This is a genomic window from Halosimplex amylolyticum, assembly GCF_051414035.1.
Classification (GTDB): domain Archaea; phylum Halobacteriota; class Halobacteria; order Halobacteriales; family Haloarculaceae; genus Halosimplex; species Halosimplex amylolyticum.
The window spans coordinates 435,033-453,054 of sequence record NZ_JBLKNW010000001.1; the positions used below are offsets into that span (position 1 = coordinate 435,033).

General features: G+C 69.1%; 14 protein-coding genes and 2 tRNA genes. 9 read left to right on the plus strand and 7 right to left on the minus strand.

What is annotated here, in order from left to right:
• The first annotated feature begins 169 nt into the window (after window positions 1–169).
• On the plus strand, window positions 170–1,987 hold the full coding sequence (locus ACMGFE_RS02040) for a S8 family serine peptidase (RefSeq protein ID WP_436923363.1): 1,818 nt from the start codon (window positions 170–172) through the stop codon (window positions 1,985–1,987).
• A gap of 398 nt (window positions 1,988–2,385) precedes the next feature.
• Here ACMGFE_RS02040 and ACMGFE_RS02045 read toward each other — a convergent pair.
• A tRNA-Gly gene (locus ACMGFE_RS02045) sits at window positions 2,386–2,456 on the minus strand.
• 176 nt (window positions 2,457–2,632) lie between these two features.
• On the opposite strand from ACMGFE_RS02045, the gene ACMGFE_RS02050 reads away from it, so the two are divergent.
• Window positions 2,633–3,466, plus strand: coding sequence for an NAD+ synthase (locus ACMGFE_RS02050; protein WP_436923364.1), 834 nt, complete (start codon window positions 2,633–2,635; stop codon window positions 3,464–3,466).
• Between the two features lie 58 nt (window positions 3,467–3,524).
• Here ACMGFE_RS02050 and ACMGFE_RS02055 read toward each other — a convergent pair whose 3' ends face one another.
• Both ACMGFE_RS02055 and ACMGFE_RS02060 read right to left on the minus strand, forming a co-directional pair.
• Window positions 3,525–4,235, minus strand: a complete 711-nt coding sequence (locus ACMGFE_RS02055; protein WP_436923366.1) for a thioredoxin-like domain-containing protein — start codon at window positions 4,233–4,235, stop codon at window positions 3,525–3,527.
• Between the two features lie 136 nt (window positions 4,236–4,371).
• Window positions 4,372–5,052: an enoyl-CoA hydratase/isomerase family protein gene (locus ACMGFE_RS02060; protein ID WP_436923367.1), complete on the minus strand. Its 681-nt coding sequence runs from the start codon at window positions 5,050–5,052 to the stop codon at window positions 4,372–4,374.
• Window positions 5,053–5,181: 129 nt separating this feature from the next.
• Here ACMGFE_RS02060 and ACMGFE_RS02065 point away from each other — a divergent pair, with 129 nt between their 5' ends.
• From ACMGFE_RS02065 to ACMGFE_RS02075, 3 genes are all read left to right on the plus strand, one after another.
• Complete coding sequence (locus ACMGFE_RS02065) at window positions 5,182–5,913, plus strand: DUF7114 family protein (RefSeq protein WP_436923368.1); 732 nt, start codon at window positions 5,182–5,184, stop codon at window positions 5,911–5,913.
• A gap of 97 nt (window positions 5,914–6,010) precedes the next feature.
• Window positions 6,011–6,082: transfer RNA gene (locus ACMGFE_RS02070), tRNA-Thr, on the plus strand.
• A 271-nt stretch (window positions 6,083–6,353) separates the two neighbouring features.
• Complete coding sequence (locus ACMGFE_RS02075; protein WP_436923369.1) at window positions 6,354–7,157, plus strand: DUF7537 family lipoprotein; 804 nt, start codon at window positions 6,354–6,356, stop codon at window positions 7,155–7,157.
• Window positions 7,158–7,235: 78 nt separating this feature from the next.
• Here the strand turns inward: ACMGFE_RS02075 and ACMGFE_RS02080 are convergent, their stop codons facing one another.
• The 3 genes from ACMGFE_RS02080 to ACMGFE_RS02090 all read right to left on the minus strand — a co-directional run bounded on the left by ACMGFE_RS02080 (window position 7,236) and on the right by ACMGFE_RS02090 (window position 10,019).
• Window positions 7,236–7,622: a hypothetical protein gene (locus ACMGFE_RS02080; RefSeq protein WP_436923370.1), complete on the minus strand. Its 387-nt coding sequence runs from the start codon at window positions 7,620–7,622 to the stop codon at window positions 7,236–7,238.
• Between the two features lie 148 nt (window positions 7,623–7,770).
• Window positions 7,771–9,354, minus strand: a complete 1,584-nt coding sequence (locus ACMGFE_RS02085; protein ID WP_436923372.1) for an MATE family efflux transporter — start codon at window positions 9,352–9,354, stop codon at window positions 7,771–7,773.
• On the minus strand, window positions 9,354–10,019 hold the full coding sequence (locus tag ACMGFE_RS02090) for a TetR/AcrR family transcriptional regulator (protein WP_436923373.1): 666 nt from the start codon (window positions 10,017–10,019) through the stop codon (window positions 9,354–9,356). Before ACMGFE_RS02090 ends, ACMGFE_RS02085 begins: the two co-directional genes overlap by 1 nt.
• Before the next feature lie 243 nt (window positions 10,020–10,262).
• Between ACMGFE_RS02090 and ACMGFE_RS02095 the strand changes: the two genes are divergently transcribed.
• A complete protein-coding gene (locus tag ACMGFE_RS02095) occupies window positions 10,263–10,586 on the plus strand; it encodes an Hsp20/alpha crystallin family protein (RefSeq protein WP_436923374.1) in 324 nt (107 codons plus the stop codon).
• A 24-nt stretch (window positions 10,587–10,610) separates the two neighbouring features.
• Here ACMGFE_RS02095 and ACMGFE_RS02100 read toward each other — a convergent pair whose 3' ends face one another.
• A complete protein-coding gene (locus ACMGFE_RS02100; RefSeq protein ID WP_436923375.1) occupies window positions 10,611–11,573 on the minus strand; it encodes a C-terminal binding protein in 963 nt (320 codons plus the stop codon).
• Window positions 11,574–11,855: 282 nt separating this feature from the next.
• On the opposite strand from ACMGFE_RS02100, the gene gcvPA reads away from it, so the two are divergent.
• From gcvPA to ACMGFE_RS02115, 3 genes are all read left to right on the plus strand, one after another.
• Entirely contained in the window at window positions 11,856–13,187 is a 1,332-nt protein-coding gene (gene gcvPA, locus ACMGFE_RS02105) for an aminomethyl-transferring glycine dehydrogenase subunit GcvPA (protein WP_436923376.1), read from the plus strand.
• A gap of 1 nt (window position 13,188) precedes the next feature.
• Window positions 13,189–14,733, plus strand: a complete 1,545-nt coding sequence (gene gcvPB / locus ACMGFE_RS02110; RefSeq protein ID WP_436923377.1) for an aminomethyl-transferring glycine dehydrogenase subunit GcvPB — start codon at window positions 13,189–13,191, stop codon at window positions 14,731–14,733.
• 107 nt (window positions 14,734–14,840) lie between these two features.
• A complete protein-coding gene (locus tag ACMGFE_RS02115) occupies window positions 14,841–18,020 on the plus strand; it encodes a PAS domain S-box protein (protein WP_436923378.1) in 3,180 nt (1,059 codons plus the stop codon).
• Window positions 18,021–18,022: the final 2 nt, after the last annotated feature.

Genomic DNA, 18,022 nt, shown 5'->3' on the forward strand with positions numbered 1-18,022 from the left:
CCTGCTCGACAGATTCGCCAGATTAGCCGGGAGAAGCAACGGACTGCCCGTGTTAGTTGCGGCTTTACACCATTTGGTTGCGATGTACGTACGTCACAATTACCGAATCAGTTTCAGTTATGAAAGATTATAAACCGTTACCAATTGATGACTGAGCCGGAGTACACGGATGCCAGACGAAACACCAACTCGGAGAGAGGTCTTACAGGCCGCCGGGGCGGGCCTGGCGGCAGTCGCGGCGACTGGCCAGGCCGCCGGCGACGCGCCAGACGACGCCTACATCGTCGGGACGAAGAACGAACGGGGGGCGGAAGCGGCGAGAAGGCACGCGTCGTCGGTGAAACGCGAGTTCGACTTCGGCGAGATCGGCATGGCCGTCGCGGGGAAGTTCCCGGAACAGGCCCGCGAGGCCCTCGGGAAGAACCCGCACGTCCGGTACGTCGAAGCCGACAGCACGTACGAGAAGATCGAACAGACGCTCCCGTGGGGGGTCGACCGCGTCGACGCGGACGTCGTTCACGCCGACGGCGAGACCGGCGGGGACGACACCGACGGCGAGGGAGGCGCGGACGTCGCCATCATCGACACCGGAATCGACTCCGACCACCCGGACCTGCAGGCGAACCTCGGGACCGGGCGAGCGTACGTCGACTGCGGCAGCGTGAACAACTGCCGGTACGGGGGATCCACGAACGACAACGCCTGCAACGAGCCGTGGGACGACGACGACAACCACGGGACCCACTGCGCCGGCATCGCCGACGCAGACGACAACACAGAGGGGGTCGTCGGCGTCTCGACCGACGCGACCCTCCACGCGGTCAAGGTTCTCGACGGCTGTGGGAGCGGGTCGCTCTCGGACGTCGCGGCCGGCATCGAGTACGTCGCCGACCAGGGCTGGGACGTCGGTAGCCTGAGCCTCGGTGCGAGTTCCGGCGACCAGACGCTGCAGGACGCCTGCCAGTACGCCGAGAACAACGGCGTGCTCCTGGTCGCGGCGGCGGGCAACGATGGCCCCTGCACCGACTGCGTCGGTTACCCGGCGGCCTACGACAGCGTGGTCGCCGTCGGGTCGACAGACAGCGACGACAGCCTGTCGAGTTTCTCCTCGACCGGTCCGGAGGTCGAACTCGCGGCACCGGGCGGGGACATCTACTCGACGGTCGCCGGCGGGTACGACACCTACTCCGGGACGAGCATGGCCTGCCCGCACGTCTCGGGCGCTGGCGCCCAGCTCATGGACAACGGCTACACCAACACGGAAGCACGCCAGCAACTCCGCGACTCTGCCGAGGACATCGGCCTCGCCTCGAACGAGTCGGGGGCGGGCCTGCTCGACGTCGAAGCGGCCCTCGGCGACTCCGGGGGCGGCGACACGAGCGTCGCCGTCTCGACCGGATCGGCGTCGAACGTCGGCGACACGTCGGCGACGCTCTCGGGGTCGCTCGACGACCTCGGCGGCGCCTCCTCGGCCGACTGTTACTTCGAGTACCGCGAGAGCGGCGCGAGTAGCTGGACCGCGACGAGTTCCCAGACGCGCTCCTCGACGGGAAGCTACAGTCAGGACGTGTCAGGGCTCTCCAGCGGCACCGACTACGAGTTCCGCGCGGTCGCGGACGCGAGCGACGGCGACAGCGACAGCGGGACCAGCGCGACGTTTACGACGAGCGGCGGGACTGGCGACAACGCGCCCGTCGTCGACTCCTACAGCGTGACCGAGGCCGGGTCGCCGAACCCCCACGCGGAGATCACGGCCGACTGGGCCGTCTCTGACGCGGACGGCGACCTCGATAGCGTCGTCGTCGAGGTGTTCGATCCGAGCGGTGCCGTGGTCGATTCGGCGACCTCGAACGTCTCCGGTTCCTCGGCCAGCGGGTCGGACAGCTTCAAGATCAAACAGGGCGGCGGCACCACCTACGACGTAACGCTCACCGTCACCGACGCCGCCGGCAACTCGACCAGCGAGACGCAGTCCGTGTCGTCCTGAGCGGTCGCGGACAATTCGGCTGACGGCCATTTTTTGAAGAACTACCGGTGCGGTAGCGGTGGGAGAGCGGTGTCGTGCGGACGCGGTAGCGGTACTGTGTGGTGGCAGTAGCGGTGCTGTGAGGTGGAACGATCCGTTGTACCGGACGCGAGGGAGCGAAGCGACCGAGCCGTCCGGCCTTTTTCACCCATGTTTTTGCGCCGAGTGGTGCCCGCAGCGAGCCGTAGGCTCGCGAGGACACCCGAGGCGGAAAAAGATGGCGGCGCAGACATGTGCTCACGGCTCACTTCGTTCGCCGTTCGCTTTCCGAGGCGCTCACTCCGTCTGCTCACGGGCGGCGAAGCCGCCCGTTCGCACGGTATGAGGGACCGGAGGTCCCTCACTATTCGCGCCTCGCATGCGCCGTCCGGGAATTGAACCCGGGCTATTAGCTTGGGAAGCTAATGTCCTACCACTGGACCAACGGCGCTCACTTCGTTCGCCCCGAGGCTCGCAGTCCGCTCGGGACTACTCGCCAACGGCGCTCCCTTCGGGTGGAAGTGGCAGGGCCGATCACTTGAACGTAGCGCTTCGCAGGAGTGGACGGACGGTCACCGATGGCCGTCGACGCGAGGGTATTAGTCGCCGCCACCCCAAGCGCCCGTCATGACTGCGACAGAGACGATCGCCCGGGCGGACGACCCGCTCGACCTGACGCTCTCGGCGGAAGAACTCGACGCACATCGCGAGCACATCACCGACTTCATCGCGAGTCAGTACGAGGCCGCGGGTGCCGACCAGGCGATCCTCGGCCTCTCGGGCGGGATCGACAGCACGCTCACCGGGTACCTGCTCGTCGAGGCACTCGGCGCCGAGAACGTCCACGCGCTCGTCCAGCCGAGCGAGGTCAACCGCGAGGAGAACATGAGCGACGCCGAGCGGGTGGCGAGCGAACTCCTCGACGTGGAGTTCGACGTGGTCGAGATCAACCCGCTCGTCGACGCGTTTCTCGATGCCTACCCCGACGCCGCCGAGGACACGACGGCGACGGGGAACCTCCGGGCGCGCGTCCGTGCCGTCCTGAACTACCTGGTCGCGAACCACGAGGACGGGCTGGTCGTCGGGACGGGGAATCGGAGCGAGGCGCTCGTCGGGTACTTCACGAAGTACGGCGACGGCGCGGTCGACTGCCACCCCATCGCCAACCTCTACAAACAGCAGGTCCGCCAGCTCGCCCGGCACGTCGGCGTCCCGGACGACCTTGCGGGCAAGGAGTCCAGCGCCGAGCTCTGGGAAGGCCAGACCGACGAGGGCGAACTCGGGATGGGCTACGACACGCTCGATTCCATCCTCGCGCTCCACGTCGACGGCCCGCTGTCGACCGCGGCGACGGCGAAAGAGATCGGGGTCGAAACGGAGACGATCGAAACGGTTCGTGAGCTCTACGAGGCGAGCGAGCACAAGCGGCGGGCGCCGCCGGGTCCCGACCGGCTGCACTGAGCGACGAAAGCGGGAAAACGGGGCGACGAAGCGACCGGACCGAACGACGACCGCGGCGTTACCGGACCGGGTTCTCCGGACCGCGGCCGATGTACTCGGCGGCGAACGCACGGACTTTGCCGGCGTCGTACTCGTTCATCGTCAGGCGCTTCTCCCAGGCGGTCAGGACGTACGTGGCCTCGGGGTCCTCGTTCGGGTTGGGGACGGCGATGAAGCTCTGCCAGTTGCCGGTCTGGTTGCTCGCCCAGCCGCGCAGCCCCTCCTCGCCGGCATCGGAGATCTCCGCGGGGTCGTAGTAGACGATGACCGCGCCGTGTTCCAGCGAGTGGACGAGCGAGCCCAGCTCCTGCCGGTCGGTGTAGAATCCGGCGCTCACCGTGGACCCGCCGTAGTGCGTCCCGCTGGTCGGCGGAACCGTCTCGTAGTTGATGTCGGTGCCCCCGCTGACGTGTCGGTTGCCCTCGGATTCTTCCGTCTCGACCTGGGATATCACCGAGTCGTCGCCGCTGTCGGGGAGTCCGCTCGCAGACGCCGTGCCGCCCGAGCCGCCCATCAGGAACGTGACGTAGATGACGAGCGCGCCCGAGAACACGAGGAGTCCGACGAGCACGGCCGGTCCGAGCGGGAACCCGCCTTCGGACGCCGATTCGCGGTCCGCGACGCGCCGCTGGTCGATCGACCGCAGTTCGCCCTCGTGTTCCGCGGCGAGGTGGTCCAGATAGGCCTCCTCCCCGTCGAACGTCGCCCCGCAGTAGTCGCAGTCCGGCATTATACCCTCACTGAGTCGCCTGTGCTTTCAACGGTTTCGGTTCCCGGAGTGACAGAACGACCGACCGACGGCTCCGCCCCGGCCGAGGGTTCGGCGCCGGCTGAGGGCTCCGCGGTAGTGGCTCCCGACGCGATCGCTACCGCTCGAATTCAGCGTGCAGGTCGGCGAACGCCTCGGCCTCGCGACGCTCCTGGACGCGACGGTCAGCGTCGTCCCGCAGTCGGGCTTTGATGACGCGTAGCGCTGCGGGGTCGTTGGCGGCGATCTCCTCGGCAACGGCCCGCGGGTCGTCGACGACGCGGGAGACGAGACCCGTGCGGAGCGCTTCGTCGGCGTCGAGGACTCGCCCGGAGAGCGCCAGGTCCATCGCTTCGCCGAGACCGACCACTTCCGGCAGGCGGGCTGTGCCTCCCCAGGCGCCGAACAGGCCGATGGTCGCCCCCGTCTCGGCGAAGGTCGCTTCGGCCGTCGCGACGCGCACGTCGCAGGCCAGCGCGAGTTCGACGCCACCGCCTCGTGCCGCCCCGTCGATGCCAGCCACGACGACCGCATCGGAATCGGCGATCGACGCGGCTACCTCCTGGCCGCGACGGGCGAAGGCCTCGGCCGCGTCGCGGTCGTCGACTGCGGCGACCGCGTCGAGGTCCGCGCCGGCACAGAACGCCGGGCCCGCGCCGCGGAGGAAGACGACGGGTCTGTCGGTTCCCTCGATGGCCGCTTCGAGGTCGTCGAGCGCCGCTGGAGTGAGTGCGTTCCGACGGTCCGGGCGGTCGAGCGTCACCACGCGCACGTCGCCGTCGGTGACCGTCTCGATCACCGTGGGGCCCCCGGGGCGATGCGGCGAGCGCTCGTGAACGGCGGGTGGACCGTCGCAGGCGTCGACATAGGTGTCGTTCGGTAAGTCGTTTCCAAAGGTCTTTGCCCTTCCCCCCGCTAGCCGACGCCAATGGAGGAAGCCGCGGCGGTCCGCGTGGCCGCGACGGACGCGGTCGGCGACGTCGAGCCCGACCGCCTTCGCGAACGCATCCGCGAACGTCTCGAAGACGGGTCGATGGCACCCGGTGTGCTGACGGTCCTGAGCGCCCGCGCCGCCGCAGCCCGCGCATCGGCTGACGATTCCCCGTCGATATCGCTGGAGGCCCTCGCCGAACGCGGCGCGGGCGTCCAGCTCATCTACGAGGGGCTGCGACTCACGCGGACGCTCTCGCAGGACCCGCCCTGGGAGCGCGAGGGTGCGTCGGCCGGTCCGCGGGGCGACGAATTCACCGACGGCGGGGACGTGACGCTCTCCGACGCTGACGGCGTGCCCACGGACCCGACGGCGACGACCGAGGCCGACGCCGCGGACATGGACATCCTCGTCGCCGACGTGATGGTCGCCCGCGGGTTCTACCTGCTCGCGCGCACCGAGGCCTCCACCGAGGCGGTCGCGGTCGTCCGGTCGTTCGGCGGCGACCAGACGCGCCGCCGGACGACCGGCGACGAGACCTTCGACGGCAACCTGGAGGTCGACGTGTTCGAACTCGCGGCCGTCGCCGGGGCGACGGCCGCCGGCGGCGAGGCGACCACGGATCTGCGGGCGCACGTCGGGGATCTGGCCCGAAGCGAGGGCGCACTGCCCCTCGCCGAGGGGCTGTTCTCCGAGGCGACGCCGGCGGCGCTGGCCGAGCGGTTCTGAGCCGGTGCTGTTCCGGCGCCGTCTCCGTGTGGTAGGCCCGCACGGCGGCGACCGGATCGAAACGCCTAAAGACGAATCGTGGCAACTGACGAACGGCGCCTGGGTAGCTTAGAGGTAAAGCGCGTCCTTGGTAAGGACGAGAGCCCGGGTTCAAATCCCGGCCTAGGCTTCTTCGACGCAATTCTGCGAGGCGCTCCGTCGCCGAGCCATTGCTGCGTCGAAGAAGTCGACACCGGGATTTGAATCACGGCAGACCGAACAGAGTGAGTTCTGGCATCGGGTTCAAATCCCGGCCTAGGCTTCTTCGACGGTTTTTGCGGAACGTACCGCCGCCGAGCACCTGTTTCACCGACCACACCGCGGTGGTTCCCGTCTGTTGGTCCGGTAGCAAAGCCTCTATCGGCAAAAGTATTACATGAGTGTCTGGTAAATCACAGTCAATGAGGGACGCTGCCCTCCTTGCGGTGGTCGTCGTCGCGCTACTGGTCCTCGCAGGCTGTAGCGGATTGGGTGGGACTGACCGAGCCGAGCCGACGTCGGCCGACTTTCCCAATGCGTCGGCGATCGATCGATCGGTGATGGACAGACACGCGGCGCTACTCGCGAACGAGAGCTTCACGGTCGAGTTCGAGCAATCCGTCGCTAGACACGATCCCGAATACGCTTCTCTGTTAGGCGGGTCGAGCACCTGGAACGGCAGTCGACGGGCGCTCGTGGACCCCGAGGCCGGCCAGTTCCTGCTCGACTCCAGGGGCGAGTGGCCGTACCTCGGGAGCCTGCAGAACGGGTCGGTCTACTCGAACGGTACCACGACGTACGTACTGAAGCGAACGAACACCGGGTCGAGGGTGACGATGGACTCCGACGCCAGACGGCTAAACAGGTCGAGTGAACAGTACCTCTGGACGGGCTGGCAGCAGCGAATGTTCAACGAACCGTACCAGTACATCTCGGACAACACTTCTTACGAGCGTCTCGGCATGGAGACCTTCCGCGACGCGAAAGTGATGCGCTACGAAGCGGTCGGCGTCGATGCGCTGGACGGACGGTCCCCCGCGATGACGGATTTCTCCGCGACGCTTCTCGTCGACGCCGACGGGGTGATCCGTCGCTACCGCGTCGAGATCGCCTGGGAAGCCGACAACGAGACGCTGAACGTCACGGTGGCCCACACCGTGACGGACGTCGGGAACACCGACGTGGAACGGCCGGACTGGACGTCGAACGCGACGTCAGGATCGTAACTGGTCGACGCTTACTGTCGAGAACCGGTGCTGCCGGCCCGGTGTGAAGCCGTGGACGAATGGCGGCGCGACCGCTACTCACCCGAAGTCCGTCCGGCAGACGACCGACCACTCGCACTCGGAGATTTCGCAGAGTCGGTCGTAGAAGCGGCGCAGTCCTGCCGATTCGGTCTCCGGGAGCACGTGCAACTGGATCGAGCAGTTGCGCACGGTGACGCGAAACACGTCTGCGGTCTCCTCGTCGCGGACGAGGTAGAGCGGCATCGGGAGCTCCATGAAGTCGCCCGAGCGGTAGGGGCCGGATTCGAGGACGGAGGTGACGAGCGCTTCGAGGTCGCCGTCCGAGTAGTCGGCCTCGGGCGTCAGGGCGAACACCGTCTCGCCCTCGTACTCGACGCCGCCGCTCCGCGGGTACGTGCGCTCGGGTCGGCCCGGGATCGCGAACGAGGGGTCGCGCGCCGTCATGTGGTCGCCTCGGCGGGAGATAGGGCGGGATCCCTTTTAACTTCTCGCGCGAGAGCGGATTCGGCCCGGACTCCTGGGGTGGAATCCGCTGGGGTCGGAGACGACGGATCCGCAGGCCTCCGTCGGCGAACGCCAGTCGTCGGCGAAGTCAGTCGTCGGTCGTCGGTTCGGCCTCGCCGTCGGTTCCGGCGGCGGCGCCGACGCCGGTGGCACCTTCGGTGAGGTCGGCGTCGCGCCAGGTGCCGCGCATGTACCAGGCGAACGCCAGCGCGGCGCCGGCGACGTTCGAGACGGCGAAGGAGAGCCAGATGCCCTCGTAGCCCATCTCGAAGACGGCGACGGCCTCGATGGGCGCGCTGAGGAGGGCGGCGAGAGGGTCGAACGGGATGGCGTCGACGAGGCCCGCGACCCACGACCCCTCGTAGCCGAGCGACTGGGAGGCGAAGAGGGCGACGGGGAGGCGGATGGCGCCGAGCATGGCGATGGAGATGAGCGCGGCGGTCATCGTCTTGCCTGCCCCGCGGAATCCGCCCTTGTAGGAGTGGAAAATGCCGGTGAACCCGAAGGTGGGCGCGACGTAGCGCAGGAACAGGCGGCCGACCTCGACCACCTCGGCGTCGTCGGAGAAGACGGCGACGATGTTGCCGGCGCCGAGCCAGGTGAGCACGCCGACGGCGGCGAGGACGACGAACATGGCGCGGGCGGCGAAGTGCGTCGCCGACGCGGCGCGCTCTTGCTCTTTGGCGCCGATGTTCTGGCCGGACATCGTCTCGACGCCGCGACCGACCGCGATGGCCGGCAGGAAGATGACCGAGAACATCCGGACCCCGACGCCGTAGGCGGCGACGACCACGGTCGGGAACGCGCTGACGATGACGAGCATGAGGTTGACCGCGATGGCGTTGCCGGTCCCCTCGATGGAGGCGGGGACGCCGATACGGAGGAGCTTCCGCAGGTACGAGAGGTCCGGCTTCATGTCTTCGAGGCGGATCTTGACGCCGCGAGTCCCCTGGAACATGATGCCGAGGCCGATGACGGTCGCGAGCGCTCGCGAGAAGACGGTCGCGTAGGCGGCCCCCTCGACGCCCAGTTCGGGGAACAGCCACCACCCGAAGATGAAGAACGGGTCGAGGACCATGTTGACGACGACGGTGACGAACATGACGAGCATCGGCGTGATCGTGTCGCCGTAGCCGCGCATCAGCGACATGAACACGAAGAAGGCGAACATGAACACCATCCCGATCGAGATGATCTCCAGGTACGCCGTCGCGCCGGGGAGGACGTCGTCGGACGCGCCGAGCAACCCGAGCAGGTCGCCGACGATGAAGTAGCCGACGGTCCCGAGGATCAGCGAGGCGATGATGGCGAAGGTCACGGTCTGGGAGGCGGCGAACTCCGCCTCGCGCTCCTCGTCGGCGCCGATGTGCTGGGCGACGAGGATGCTCCCGGCGATGGAGATGCCGAGTCCGAGCGAGATGAGGAAGAAGACGACCGGGAACGCGAAGCTGATGGCCGCCAGCGCCTCCGTGCTGTAGCGGCCCAGCCAGATGGTGTCGACCAGGTTGTACATCGTCTGCAGGAGGTTGGTGACGACGATGGGGATCGAGAGGTAGAAGAGCGGTCTGGCGATGTCCCCGGAGGTCAGGTCGAACTCGTCGCGGCCCTTGAACACCACGTTCACTCGCTCGCGGACGGCGCGGACGAGGCGGTCGACGCGGTCGCCGGCCATCAGTCCTCACTCTCCGAGACCGCTCCCAGCGCATCGCCGTCGATGTCGACGTCGGCGTCGGGTGCGACGAGGTTCTCGCGGACGTACGCGACGAAGATGTTCCGGGTGCTTCCGTCTGTCTCGCCGATGGCGACGCGGCGCGTGTTGACGCCGTCGACGAGCGTCGCGACGAACGCGGCCGTGTCGTCGGGGTCGACGTCGGCGCGGACGACACCGTCCTCGATCCCGTCGGCGACGATTTCGCGCACTCGGTCGCGGACGAACGCGTCGATCCGCTCCAGTTCCTCCCGGTAGGCCTCGACGTAGGGTCCCTGGGCCTTGATCTCCAGCAGCGCCGTCTGGAACTCCTCCGCGCCCTCCACGTCGGACTTGCACAGCACCTCGTCGACGAAGGTGATCAGCCGGTCGACGGCGTGCTCGCCGTCGGTGGTCGCGAACTCCGCGGTGAACGAGTCGTAGAGGTGGTCGAGAAACGCCAGCAGGAGATCCTCTTTCGTGTCGAAGTGGTAGTGCAACGAGGCCTTGCTCTTGTCCGACTCGTCGGCGATGTTCTGCATCGTCAGGTCCGCATAGCCGTGTTTACAGAGCGCCCGGTAGGTGGCTTCCATGATCGCCTCGGGCGTGTCCGAGGCGCCCGCCGCGGCGCTCTCCGTCTCTCCGCTCATTGGCTGAGTTAACTGACCGGTTAGTCAAAAAGTTTCCGAACTGACTGACCGGTTAGTCAAGGCGTGGCACGGGGGCGCTGCGGAGCGACACTCGGCGGTCGCGACGGAGCCATAGTCGGCGGTCCCACGGGCGGTGGTCGCGGTCCCACGGGCGGTGGCCGGGGCCGCAACGGGTCTCGGAGGGCGAGAATCAACGCGTCGATTCAAATGGGTCGCGGTCCACCATACGAACGGAGGCCAGTCATGACACACCACCCGGACCACGAGGTCGAACTGTTCAAAGACGAGGGGGCGTACGAGGTGTACGTCGACCTCCCCGGCTACGAGCGCGAGGACGTCGACCTCCGCTGGCACGACGGGCGGCTCCACGTCACCGCCGAACACCGCGACGACGACGGCGAGACGCGCGTCTACAACCGCCACGTCTCGGTCCCCCGATCGGTGGACGCGGAGTCGATCACGGCCGACTACGACGACGGCGTGTTGAACGTGCGACTCCCCATCGCCGCCGACGAGTCGCGGCCCGGAACCCTGATCGAGGTCCGCGAGTCCGCGCCGTCGGAGTGACGGCGCCGGTCCGCCGTTGGCCGCTCAGACCCAGTCCAGCCCGGGGTCGATCCGGTTCGGCGGCGTCTCGCCGGCCAGGACGGCGGCGACGTTCTCCGCCACCGTCCGGTTGAGTTCCACGCGAGCCTCCGCCGAGTACCACGCCGCGTGTGGGGTCAGGATCGCGTCGTCACGGTCGAACAGCGGCGAGTCCTCGGGAGGTTCCTCGGCGAACACGTCGAGCCCGGCCGCCCCGATCTCCCCCGATTCGAGTGCGTTGGCCAGTGCCTCCTCGTCGACGACGCCGCCGCGGCCGGTGTTGACGACGACGGCGTGGTCGGCCAGTCGCGCGAACGCAGCGTCGTCGATCATGTCTCTCGTCTCCGCAGTCAGCGGCGCGGTGACCGACACGAGGTCGCTGCGGTCGAGCAACGCCTCGAACTCGACCCGTTCGACGCCGTCGTCGGCCATCTCCGCCCGGTCGACGTAGGGGTCGTACGCGACGTACTCGACGTCGAACCCGGCGGTCTGCTCGCGGACGCGCCGGGCGATCGGGCCGTACGAGACGAACCCGAGCGTGCTGTCTGCCAGCCGGTGAACCGACCCGCCGACGCGCCAGTCCCAGCCGCCGCCTTTCACGTCGCGGTCGTAGACGCCCAGGCGCCGCAGGCAGGCCAGCAGGAGCGAGACCGTGTGACTCGCGACCTCGTCGGTGCAGTAGTCCGGGACGTTCGTCACCGTGACACCGCGCTCGGCGGCGGCCTCGACGTCTATCGTGTCGATGCCGACACCGGCCCGCGCGACGACGTCGAGGTCGTCACACGCGTCGAGCACGTCGGCCGTGACGGGGGTCGACACGTCGGCGACGAGCGCGACGGCGTCGGCGGCGGCCTCGCGGACCGCCGCTTCGGTGCCCGTTTCGGCGACGGTGACGGTCACGGCCTCGCCCAGTCGGTCCCGCAGGCGTTCGGCGTCGATCATCGGGTTCTCGCTCGCGACGACTTCCATGTGTGGCCTCCGGGGACGGCCGGAGATAAAGGCGTGCTCGCGTTCCCACCGGCTGGCAAGCCTCCCGGCGCCGAGACCGGCAAACGGCACGCCCGTCAGAGGCGCGCGGCGTCCCGTCGGAAGTGCACGGCTCCCCGTCGGAAGTGCGTGCCCTCCTCCCGGGTCCGTCGCGGTCTGAGGTGCCGTCCGAGACGTGAAACGGGAGGCTCATGTGCGAGCGTCCGATAGGGTCGTCCATCTCTCCCGACGGAGGATTTCAGCCATGACACGCGAGGGACCACAATGACACGGCAGACGCGCGGGAGCCCGTACGCCCCCCACGACGCGACCGACACCGAGGCGATGCTGGCGGCCGTCGGCGCCGACAGCGAGGAAGCCCTGTTCGACATCCCCGAGTCGGTCAGGTTCGACGGCGACTTCGGTATCGAGGCGCGGAGCGAACGGACCGTCCACCGGCAGGTCGAGCTGGCGCTCGGGCGCAACGACGACCTGACCGAGTTCATGGGGCGTGGTCACTACGACCACTACGTCCCGGCGCTGGTCGACGACCTGGCGAGCCGCCAGGAGTTTCTCACCTCCTACACGCAGTACCAGCCCGAGGTCGCCCAGGGGTTCCTGCAGGCCCTGTTCGAGTACCAGTCGATGCTCGTCGAACTGACGGGTCTCGACGTGGCGAACTGCTCGATGTACGACGCCGCCTCCGCGCTCGGCGAGGCCGCGACGCTCTCACAGCGCGTCCGGTCGGTCTCGGGCGACCGCATCCTCGTCCCGGACCAGTTGCGCGAGGGCAAACGCGCGGTGCTCGAACAGTACGCGGACGGTCCCGATCTGTCGATCGAGACCTATCCGACCGAAGCGGGGAACGTCGACACGGACGGCCTCGCCGACGCGCTCGACGAGGACGCAGCGATGGTCTACGCCGAGAACCCGACGGTCAGCGGCGCCGTCGAGGAGTCGCTCGGTGCCGTCGGCGACCTCGCCGACGACCACGACGCCCTGTTCGTCCTCGGGTCGGACCCGGTCGCCCTCGCGCTGCTCGAGCGGCCTGCGGACGTCGGCGCCGACGTCGTCGTGGGCGAGGCGAGTTCGCTGGGGCTCGGCACCGCCTACGGCATGGGCATGGGCATCTTCGCGACGCGCGAGGAGTTCCTCCGGCAGGTACCCGGTCGACTCGTCGGGATCAGCGAAGACGCCACCGACCGGCGGGCGTTCACGCTCACGCTCCAGACCCGCGAGCAACACATCCGGAAGGAGCGGGCGACGAGCAACATCTGCACGAACCAGGCGCTGCTGGCGCTCAGGGCGGCCATCCACGCCGCCACGCTCGGCCCGGACGGCCTCGTCGACCTCGCCGAGGACTGCGTCCGGCTGGCCGAGGACCTCGCCGGCAGGCTGGACGACGTCTCGGGGATCAAAGCGCCGGTCCACGACCGCTATCACTTCCGCGAGTTCCAGGCACGGACCGACCAGCCCGCCGCCGCGGTGGCGAGCGACCTCGAAACGGAGGGGTTCGCCGTCCACGTCGTCGGCGAGCACCGCATCCAGGTCTGCGTCACCGACGCGAACGAGCCCGCGATCGACAGCTTCGTCGACGCGGTGGAGGAGGTGGCCTGAGATGAGCGAAGAACCGGGGGAAATCGAGGGTGTCGACGACGCCGCGGACCACGCGCCCGAGGCGGGCACGCTCTACGACCAGGCTCGCTGGACCGACGACGGCGAGTACGAGCCGCTGCTCTCCGAGAAGGACTCGACGGAGGTCGAGATCGGCGACGACTCGCCGCTCCCTGCGGACCTGACGCGCGACTCGCTCGAACTGCCGGGGCTGGCGGAGCCGGAACTCGCCCGCCACTACGCCCGCCTCTCCCAGATGAACTACGGCGTCGACAGCGGGCCGTTCCCGCTCGGGTCGTGCACGATGAAGTACAATCCGAAGTTCACCGAGCGGGTCGCCGCCCTGCCCGACGCCGCGGTCCACCCCGACCGGTCGGGCCGGAGCCTCCAGGGCACGCTGGAACTGCAGGCGAAACTCCAGGACTACCTCGGGCGCATCGGCGGGATGGACGCGGTGACGCTCCAGCCGCCGGCGGGCGCGGCCGGTGAGTTCACGGGCATCCGGATCGCCAGCGCGTACCACGAGGCCAACGGCGAGGACCGCTCGGAAGTCGTCATCCCGGACAGCGCCCACGGCACGAACTTCGCGACGGCGGCGATGTCCGGGTTCGACGTGGTCGAGCTCCCGAGCGACGACGACGGCCGCGTCGACATCGATGCGCTGGAGGCCGCTGTCGGCGACGACACCGCCGCGCTGATGCTCACCAACCCGAACACGCTCGGCCTGTTCGAGCGGGACATCGAGCACATCGCGGAGGTCGTCCACGACGCGGGCGGGCTGCTCTACTACGACGGCGCGAACCTCAACGCCCTGCTCGGCAGGGCTCGCCCCGGCGACATGGGCTTCGACGTGATGCACTACAACGTCCACAAGACGTTCGCGACGCCCCACGGCGGCGGCGGCCCGGGCGCCGGCCCCGTCGGCGTCGTCGACGAACTGGCGCCGTTCCTGCCGAGCCCGCACGTCAGAGAACGCGCGGAACGGAGTTCCGCGGCCGGTTCGAGCGGGGAGCGCAGCGACCCGGGAGAACAGGCGGACGGGAGCGGCTACGAGCGCTACGAGCCCGAGCGGAGCATCGGCAAGGTCCACGGCTTCTCGGGCAACTGGCTCGTCCTCGTCCGGGCGTACGCGTACGTCGCCCGCCTGGGCGACGCGGGGCTGGCCGACGCGAGCGCCAAGGCGGTCCTGAACGCCAACTACCTCGCGAGCCAGATCGACTACGAGGTGCCCTACGGCCCCTTCCACCACGAGTTCGTCGCGAGCGCGGGCGACCAGGACGCCGCGGACGCGGCCAAGCGGATGCTCGACTACGGCGTCCACCCGCCGACGACGAAGTGGCCCGAGATCGTCGACGAGGCGCTGATGACCGAGCCGACGGAGGCGGAGACGCGCGGCTCGCTCGACGACCTCGCGGCGGCCTTCGACGCCGTCGCGGCCGAGGACGACGCGACGCTCGAAGCCGCGCCCGAGCGAACCGCGGCCCGGCGGATCGACCAGGCCAGCGCCGCGCGCGAACCGCGACTCTCCTGGCACGCGCTCGACGAGTAGTCCGCCCCGTCCCGCACACGGCGGCGCCCCCCGGTCGCGTACGATTCAGTTTTCGATAATCGGGGGGAAGTCGCTATATGGACGAATTTCTTTGTCTCGGCGTACAAATGGGAGCGACGGTTCTGGTGATCGGTCAGGGGGTGGATGGTTCGTGGGCCGAGGGTTCGTGGGGGGCCGAACTCGAAGCCGACGGGTGGAACGTCGACTGTGTCACGACGACGCGAGCGGTCCTCGAGCGATTGCAAGCCGGGGACGTAGCGTGCGTCGTCATCGAGGCCGGGGGGCCGGGTGCGGTGGGTGACGACCCGGCGACCGACGAGGGGGACGAAGCACGGGAGGCGAACGACGACGCCGCGTTCGACCCGCTCGACCCGCTGTCGGGCGTCCGCGAGTTCGGATACGACGTCCCGGTGATCCTCGCCTCGGAGGGCCCCGATGGCGACCTCGCTGCGGCGGCGACGCGGCTCGACGTCAGCGAGTACGTGCCGCGGGCCACGACGGGGCCGTCGCTGGCCGAGCGCGTCCGCGCGCACCTCCGCGACGGATCGCAACCGGTGGTCACCGACGGGGACGGAGCGGCCGATAGCGAATCGGAATCGACCGAACGCGGGGCCGTCGGAGCCCCGACCGGCGGTGACCTGCGGGGGGCCACGGATGCCGACGCCGAGGCTGGGGTGACTGTCGGGATCGGAGAGGCTGGTGCGGCGGTCGACGCCGTCAACGACGGGCTCTACGTCCTCGACACCAGGGGGAGGTTCCTCGTCGCCAACGAGTCCCTCGCCGAGATGACCGGGTACGGTATCGAGGAGCTCGTCGGCGAGAACGCCGCGATGATCACGACGGAGGAGGCGGAAGCCAACGTCTTCCCGGCGATCCGGCGCGTAGTCACCGGCGAGAGCGAGTCCGAGACGGTGTCGACGACGGTCGTCCCGCGGGACGGCGACCCGTTTCCCGCGGAAGACCACGTCACCGCGGTCACGGAAGACGGCGAGGTCGTCGGCATCGCGGGCGTGATCCGCGACGTGACGGACAAGCGCGAGCGGACGAGGGAACTCGAACGCTACGAGTCGATCATCGAGGCCGTCGACGACGGCGTCTACGCGCTCGACGACGAGGGCCGCTTCGAGGTCGTCAACGACGCGCTCCTCGATCTGACGGGCTACGACCGCGAGGCGTTGCTCGGCGAACACACATCGGTCATCAAGGACGAGCCGACGGTCCAGCGCGCCGAGAACAAGCTCCGGGAACTCGTCTCCGGGAACGCCGTCGAGACGACGTTCGAACTCGCGCTCCAGCCCCGGTCCGGCGATCCGGTCGACGCCGAGGACCACATGACGATGCTGACCGACGAGGAGGGGCGATTCGAGGGGACGGCCGGCGTCATCCGCGACATCACCGACCGAAAGGAACGCGAGCGGGAGCTCCGCCAGGCCCGCGAGCGATTCGCCGAACTGCTGGACACCTCCCGGGCGCTGCTGGGCGCACACGGGAGCGACCGCGTCGCCGAGATCGTCGCCGACGCCGTGGCGGAGACGGTGGGGTACGAACTCAACGTCGTTCGGCTGTACGACCCCGAGAGCGGCCGCCTCGAAGCCGTCGCCGGGTCGGGCAGCGACGTGATCTCCGTCGCGAACCGGCCGGGCTACGAGGTCGGCGAGGGCGGTCCCGGGCGCGCGTTCGAACGCGAGGAGACGCTCCACGCACCGACGGACGTTGACCCGGCCGTCGGCGACCTGCCCGAGTCCATCACGGAGACGCTGTACGTCCCCCTGGGCGACCAGGGGACGATCAGCATCGGCGCCACCGACGGCGAAGAGTTCGACGACGGCGACCGCTCGCTCGCGGAGATCCTCGCGTCAAACGCGGCGGTCGCCCTCGACCGCGTGGCCTACGAGGACGAACTCGTCCAGTACCGGACGGTGCTGGAGAACGTCCAGGACATGGTGTACGTCGCCGACGAGACCGGACGGTTCTCGCTGGTGACCGAACCGCTGGCCGCGTGGCTCGGCGTCGAACGCGCGGCCCTCGTCGGCACGCCGGTCGCGTCGGTACTCGACGACGGGTCCGCGCTGGCCGCGGCCGTCGCGGACGTCCGCGACGAGGACGTCGAGAGCAGCGTCGTCCAGACGACGCTCCGCCGAGACGACGGCGAGGCGCTCCCGGCGGAAGTGGAGGTGTCGCCCCTCCCGGCCGACGAGGCGTTCGCCGGGAGCGTCGGCGTCGTCCGTGACCGGAGCGAACTCGTCGAGACCCGCGAGCGACTGGAGACCCAGCGCGACCGGTTCACGTACCTCTTCGACAACCTGCCCGACGCCGTCGTCGAGGCGTCGCTCGACGAGGACTGCGGGCCTATCGTCACGACCATCAACGACGCCTTCGCGGAGGTGTTCGGCTACGAACCCGCGACCATCGCCGGCGAACCGCTCAACGACCTCATCCTGCCGGCGGACGAGCGCGAGAGCGGTCGGCAACTCGACCGGGCGGCCGCAGAGGGCGAAGTCGTCCAGTGCGAGGTTCGCCGCGAGGCCGCAGACGGCTACCGGGACTTCCTCTTCCGCGGCGTCCCGTTCGAGACCGGGACGGGCGGGACGAGCAGTTTCGGCATCTACACCGACATCACCGACCAGAAGGAGCGCGAGCGCCGACTCCAGGTCCTCAACCGCGTCCTCCGGCACAACCTCCGCAACGACCTCAACGTGGTGATGGGGTACGCGGAGATGATCGCCGGGCAGGTGGACGACGAGTCGCTCGAAGAGTGGGCGGAGACGCTCGTGGAGACGGCCGCCGACGTCGCCTCGCTCGGCGAGCGCGCCCGTTCGCTCGATCGGACGATGCGCGAGGGGTCGCTCCGCGACGGCACCGTCGGGATCGGCGGCCTCGTCGCCGACGTCGTCACGGAGTACCGCGACGAGTTCCCAGACGTGCAGATCGCGACCGACGTCGACGACGAGACCGTCGTCGGCGACGGCCGGATCGAGCTCGCGCTCCGGGAACTGCTCGAGAACAGCGCCGAGTACGGCGGTGACGGCGTCCAGATCCGCGTCGAGACCGAGCGCGAGGGCGGTCGAATCGCGCTCACCGTCGCCGACGACGGCCCCGGGATCCCCGAGTACGAGCGGTCCGTCGTCGACGACTCGGCCGAGATAACACAGCTCGAACACGCCAGCGGCCTCGGTCTGTGGGTCGTCCGCTGGGTGTGCGACGCCTGCGGCGGTCGCATGCGCTTCGAAGAGAGCGACCTCGGCGGCGCTGCGGTCGCGCTCTCGCTGACGGCTGCCGACGAGTGAGA

What these genes read in the sequence shown, in the direction of transcription:
- ACMGFE_RS02040 (WP_436923363.1), top strand. Translation starts at nt 170, where the DNA reads ATGCCAGACGAAACACCAACTCGGAGAGAGGTCTTACAGGCCGCCGGG.
- ACMGFE_RS02100 (WP_436923375.1), bottom strand. Translation starts at nt 11,573, where the DNA reads ATGGAAGTCGTCGCGAGCGAGAACCCGATGATCGACGCCGAACGCCTG.
- ACMGFE_RS02115 (WP_436923378.1), top strand. Translation starts at nt 14,841, where the DNA reads ATGGGAGCGACGGTTCTGGTGATCGGTCAGGGGGTGGATGGTTCGTGG.
- ACMGFE_RS02075 (WP_436923369.1), top strand. Translation starts at nt 6,354, where the DNA reads ATGAGGGACGCTGCCCTCCTTGCGGTGGTCGTCGTCGCGCTACTGGTC.
- gcvPA (WP_436923376.1), top strand. Translation starts at nt 11,856, where the DNA reads ATGACACGGCAGACGCGCGGGAGCCCGTACGCCCCCCACGACGCGACC.
- ACMGFE_RS02095 (WP_436923374.1), top strand. Translation starts at nt 10,263, where the DNA reads ATGACACACCACCCGGACCACGAGGTCGAACTGTTCAAAGACGAGGGG.
- ACMGFE_RS02055 (WP_436923366.1), bottom strand. Translation starts at nt 4,235, where the DNA reads ATGCCGGACTGCGACTACTGCGGGGCGACGTTCGACGGGGAGGAGGCC.
- ACMGFE_RS02065 (WP_436923368.1), top strand. Translation starts at nt 5,182, where the DNA reads ATGGAGGAAGCCGCGGCGGTCCGCGTGGCCGCGACGGACGCGGTCGGC.
- ACMGFE_RS02050 (WP_436923364.1), top strand. Translation starts at nt 2,633, where the DNA reads ATGACTGCGACAGAGACGATCGCCCGGGCGGACGACCCGCTCGACCTG.
- gcvPB (WP_436923377.1), top strand. Translation starts at nt 13,189, where the DNA reads ATGAGCGAAGAACCGGGGGAAATCGAGGGTGTCGACGACGCCGCGGAC.
- ACMGFE_RS02085 (WP_436923372.1), bottom strand. Translation starts at nt 9,354, where the DNA reads ATGGCCGGCGACCGCGTCGACCGCCTCGTCCGCGCCGTCCGCGAGCGA.
- ACMGFE_RS02080 (WP_436923370.1), bottom strand. Translation starts at nt 7,622, where the DNA reads ATGACGGCGCGCGACCCCTCGTTCGCGATCCCGGGCCGACCCGAGCGC.
- ACMGFE_RS02090 (WP_436923373.1), bottom strand. Translation starts at nt 10,019, where the DNA reads ATGAGCGGAGAGACGGAGAGCGCCGCGGCGGGCGCCTCGGACACGCCC.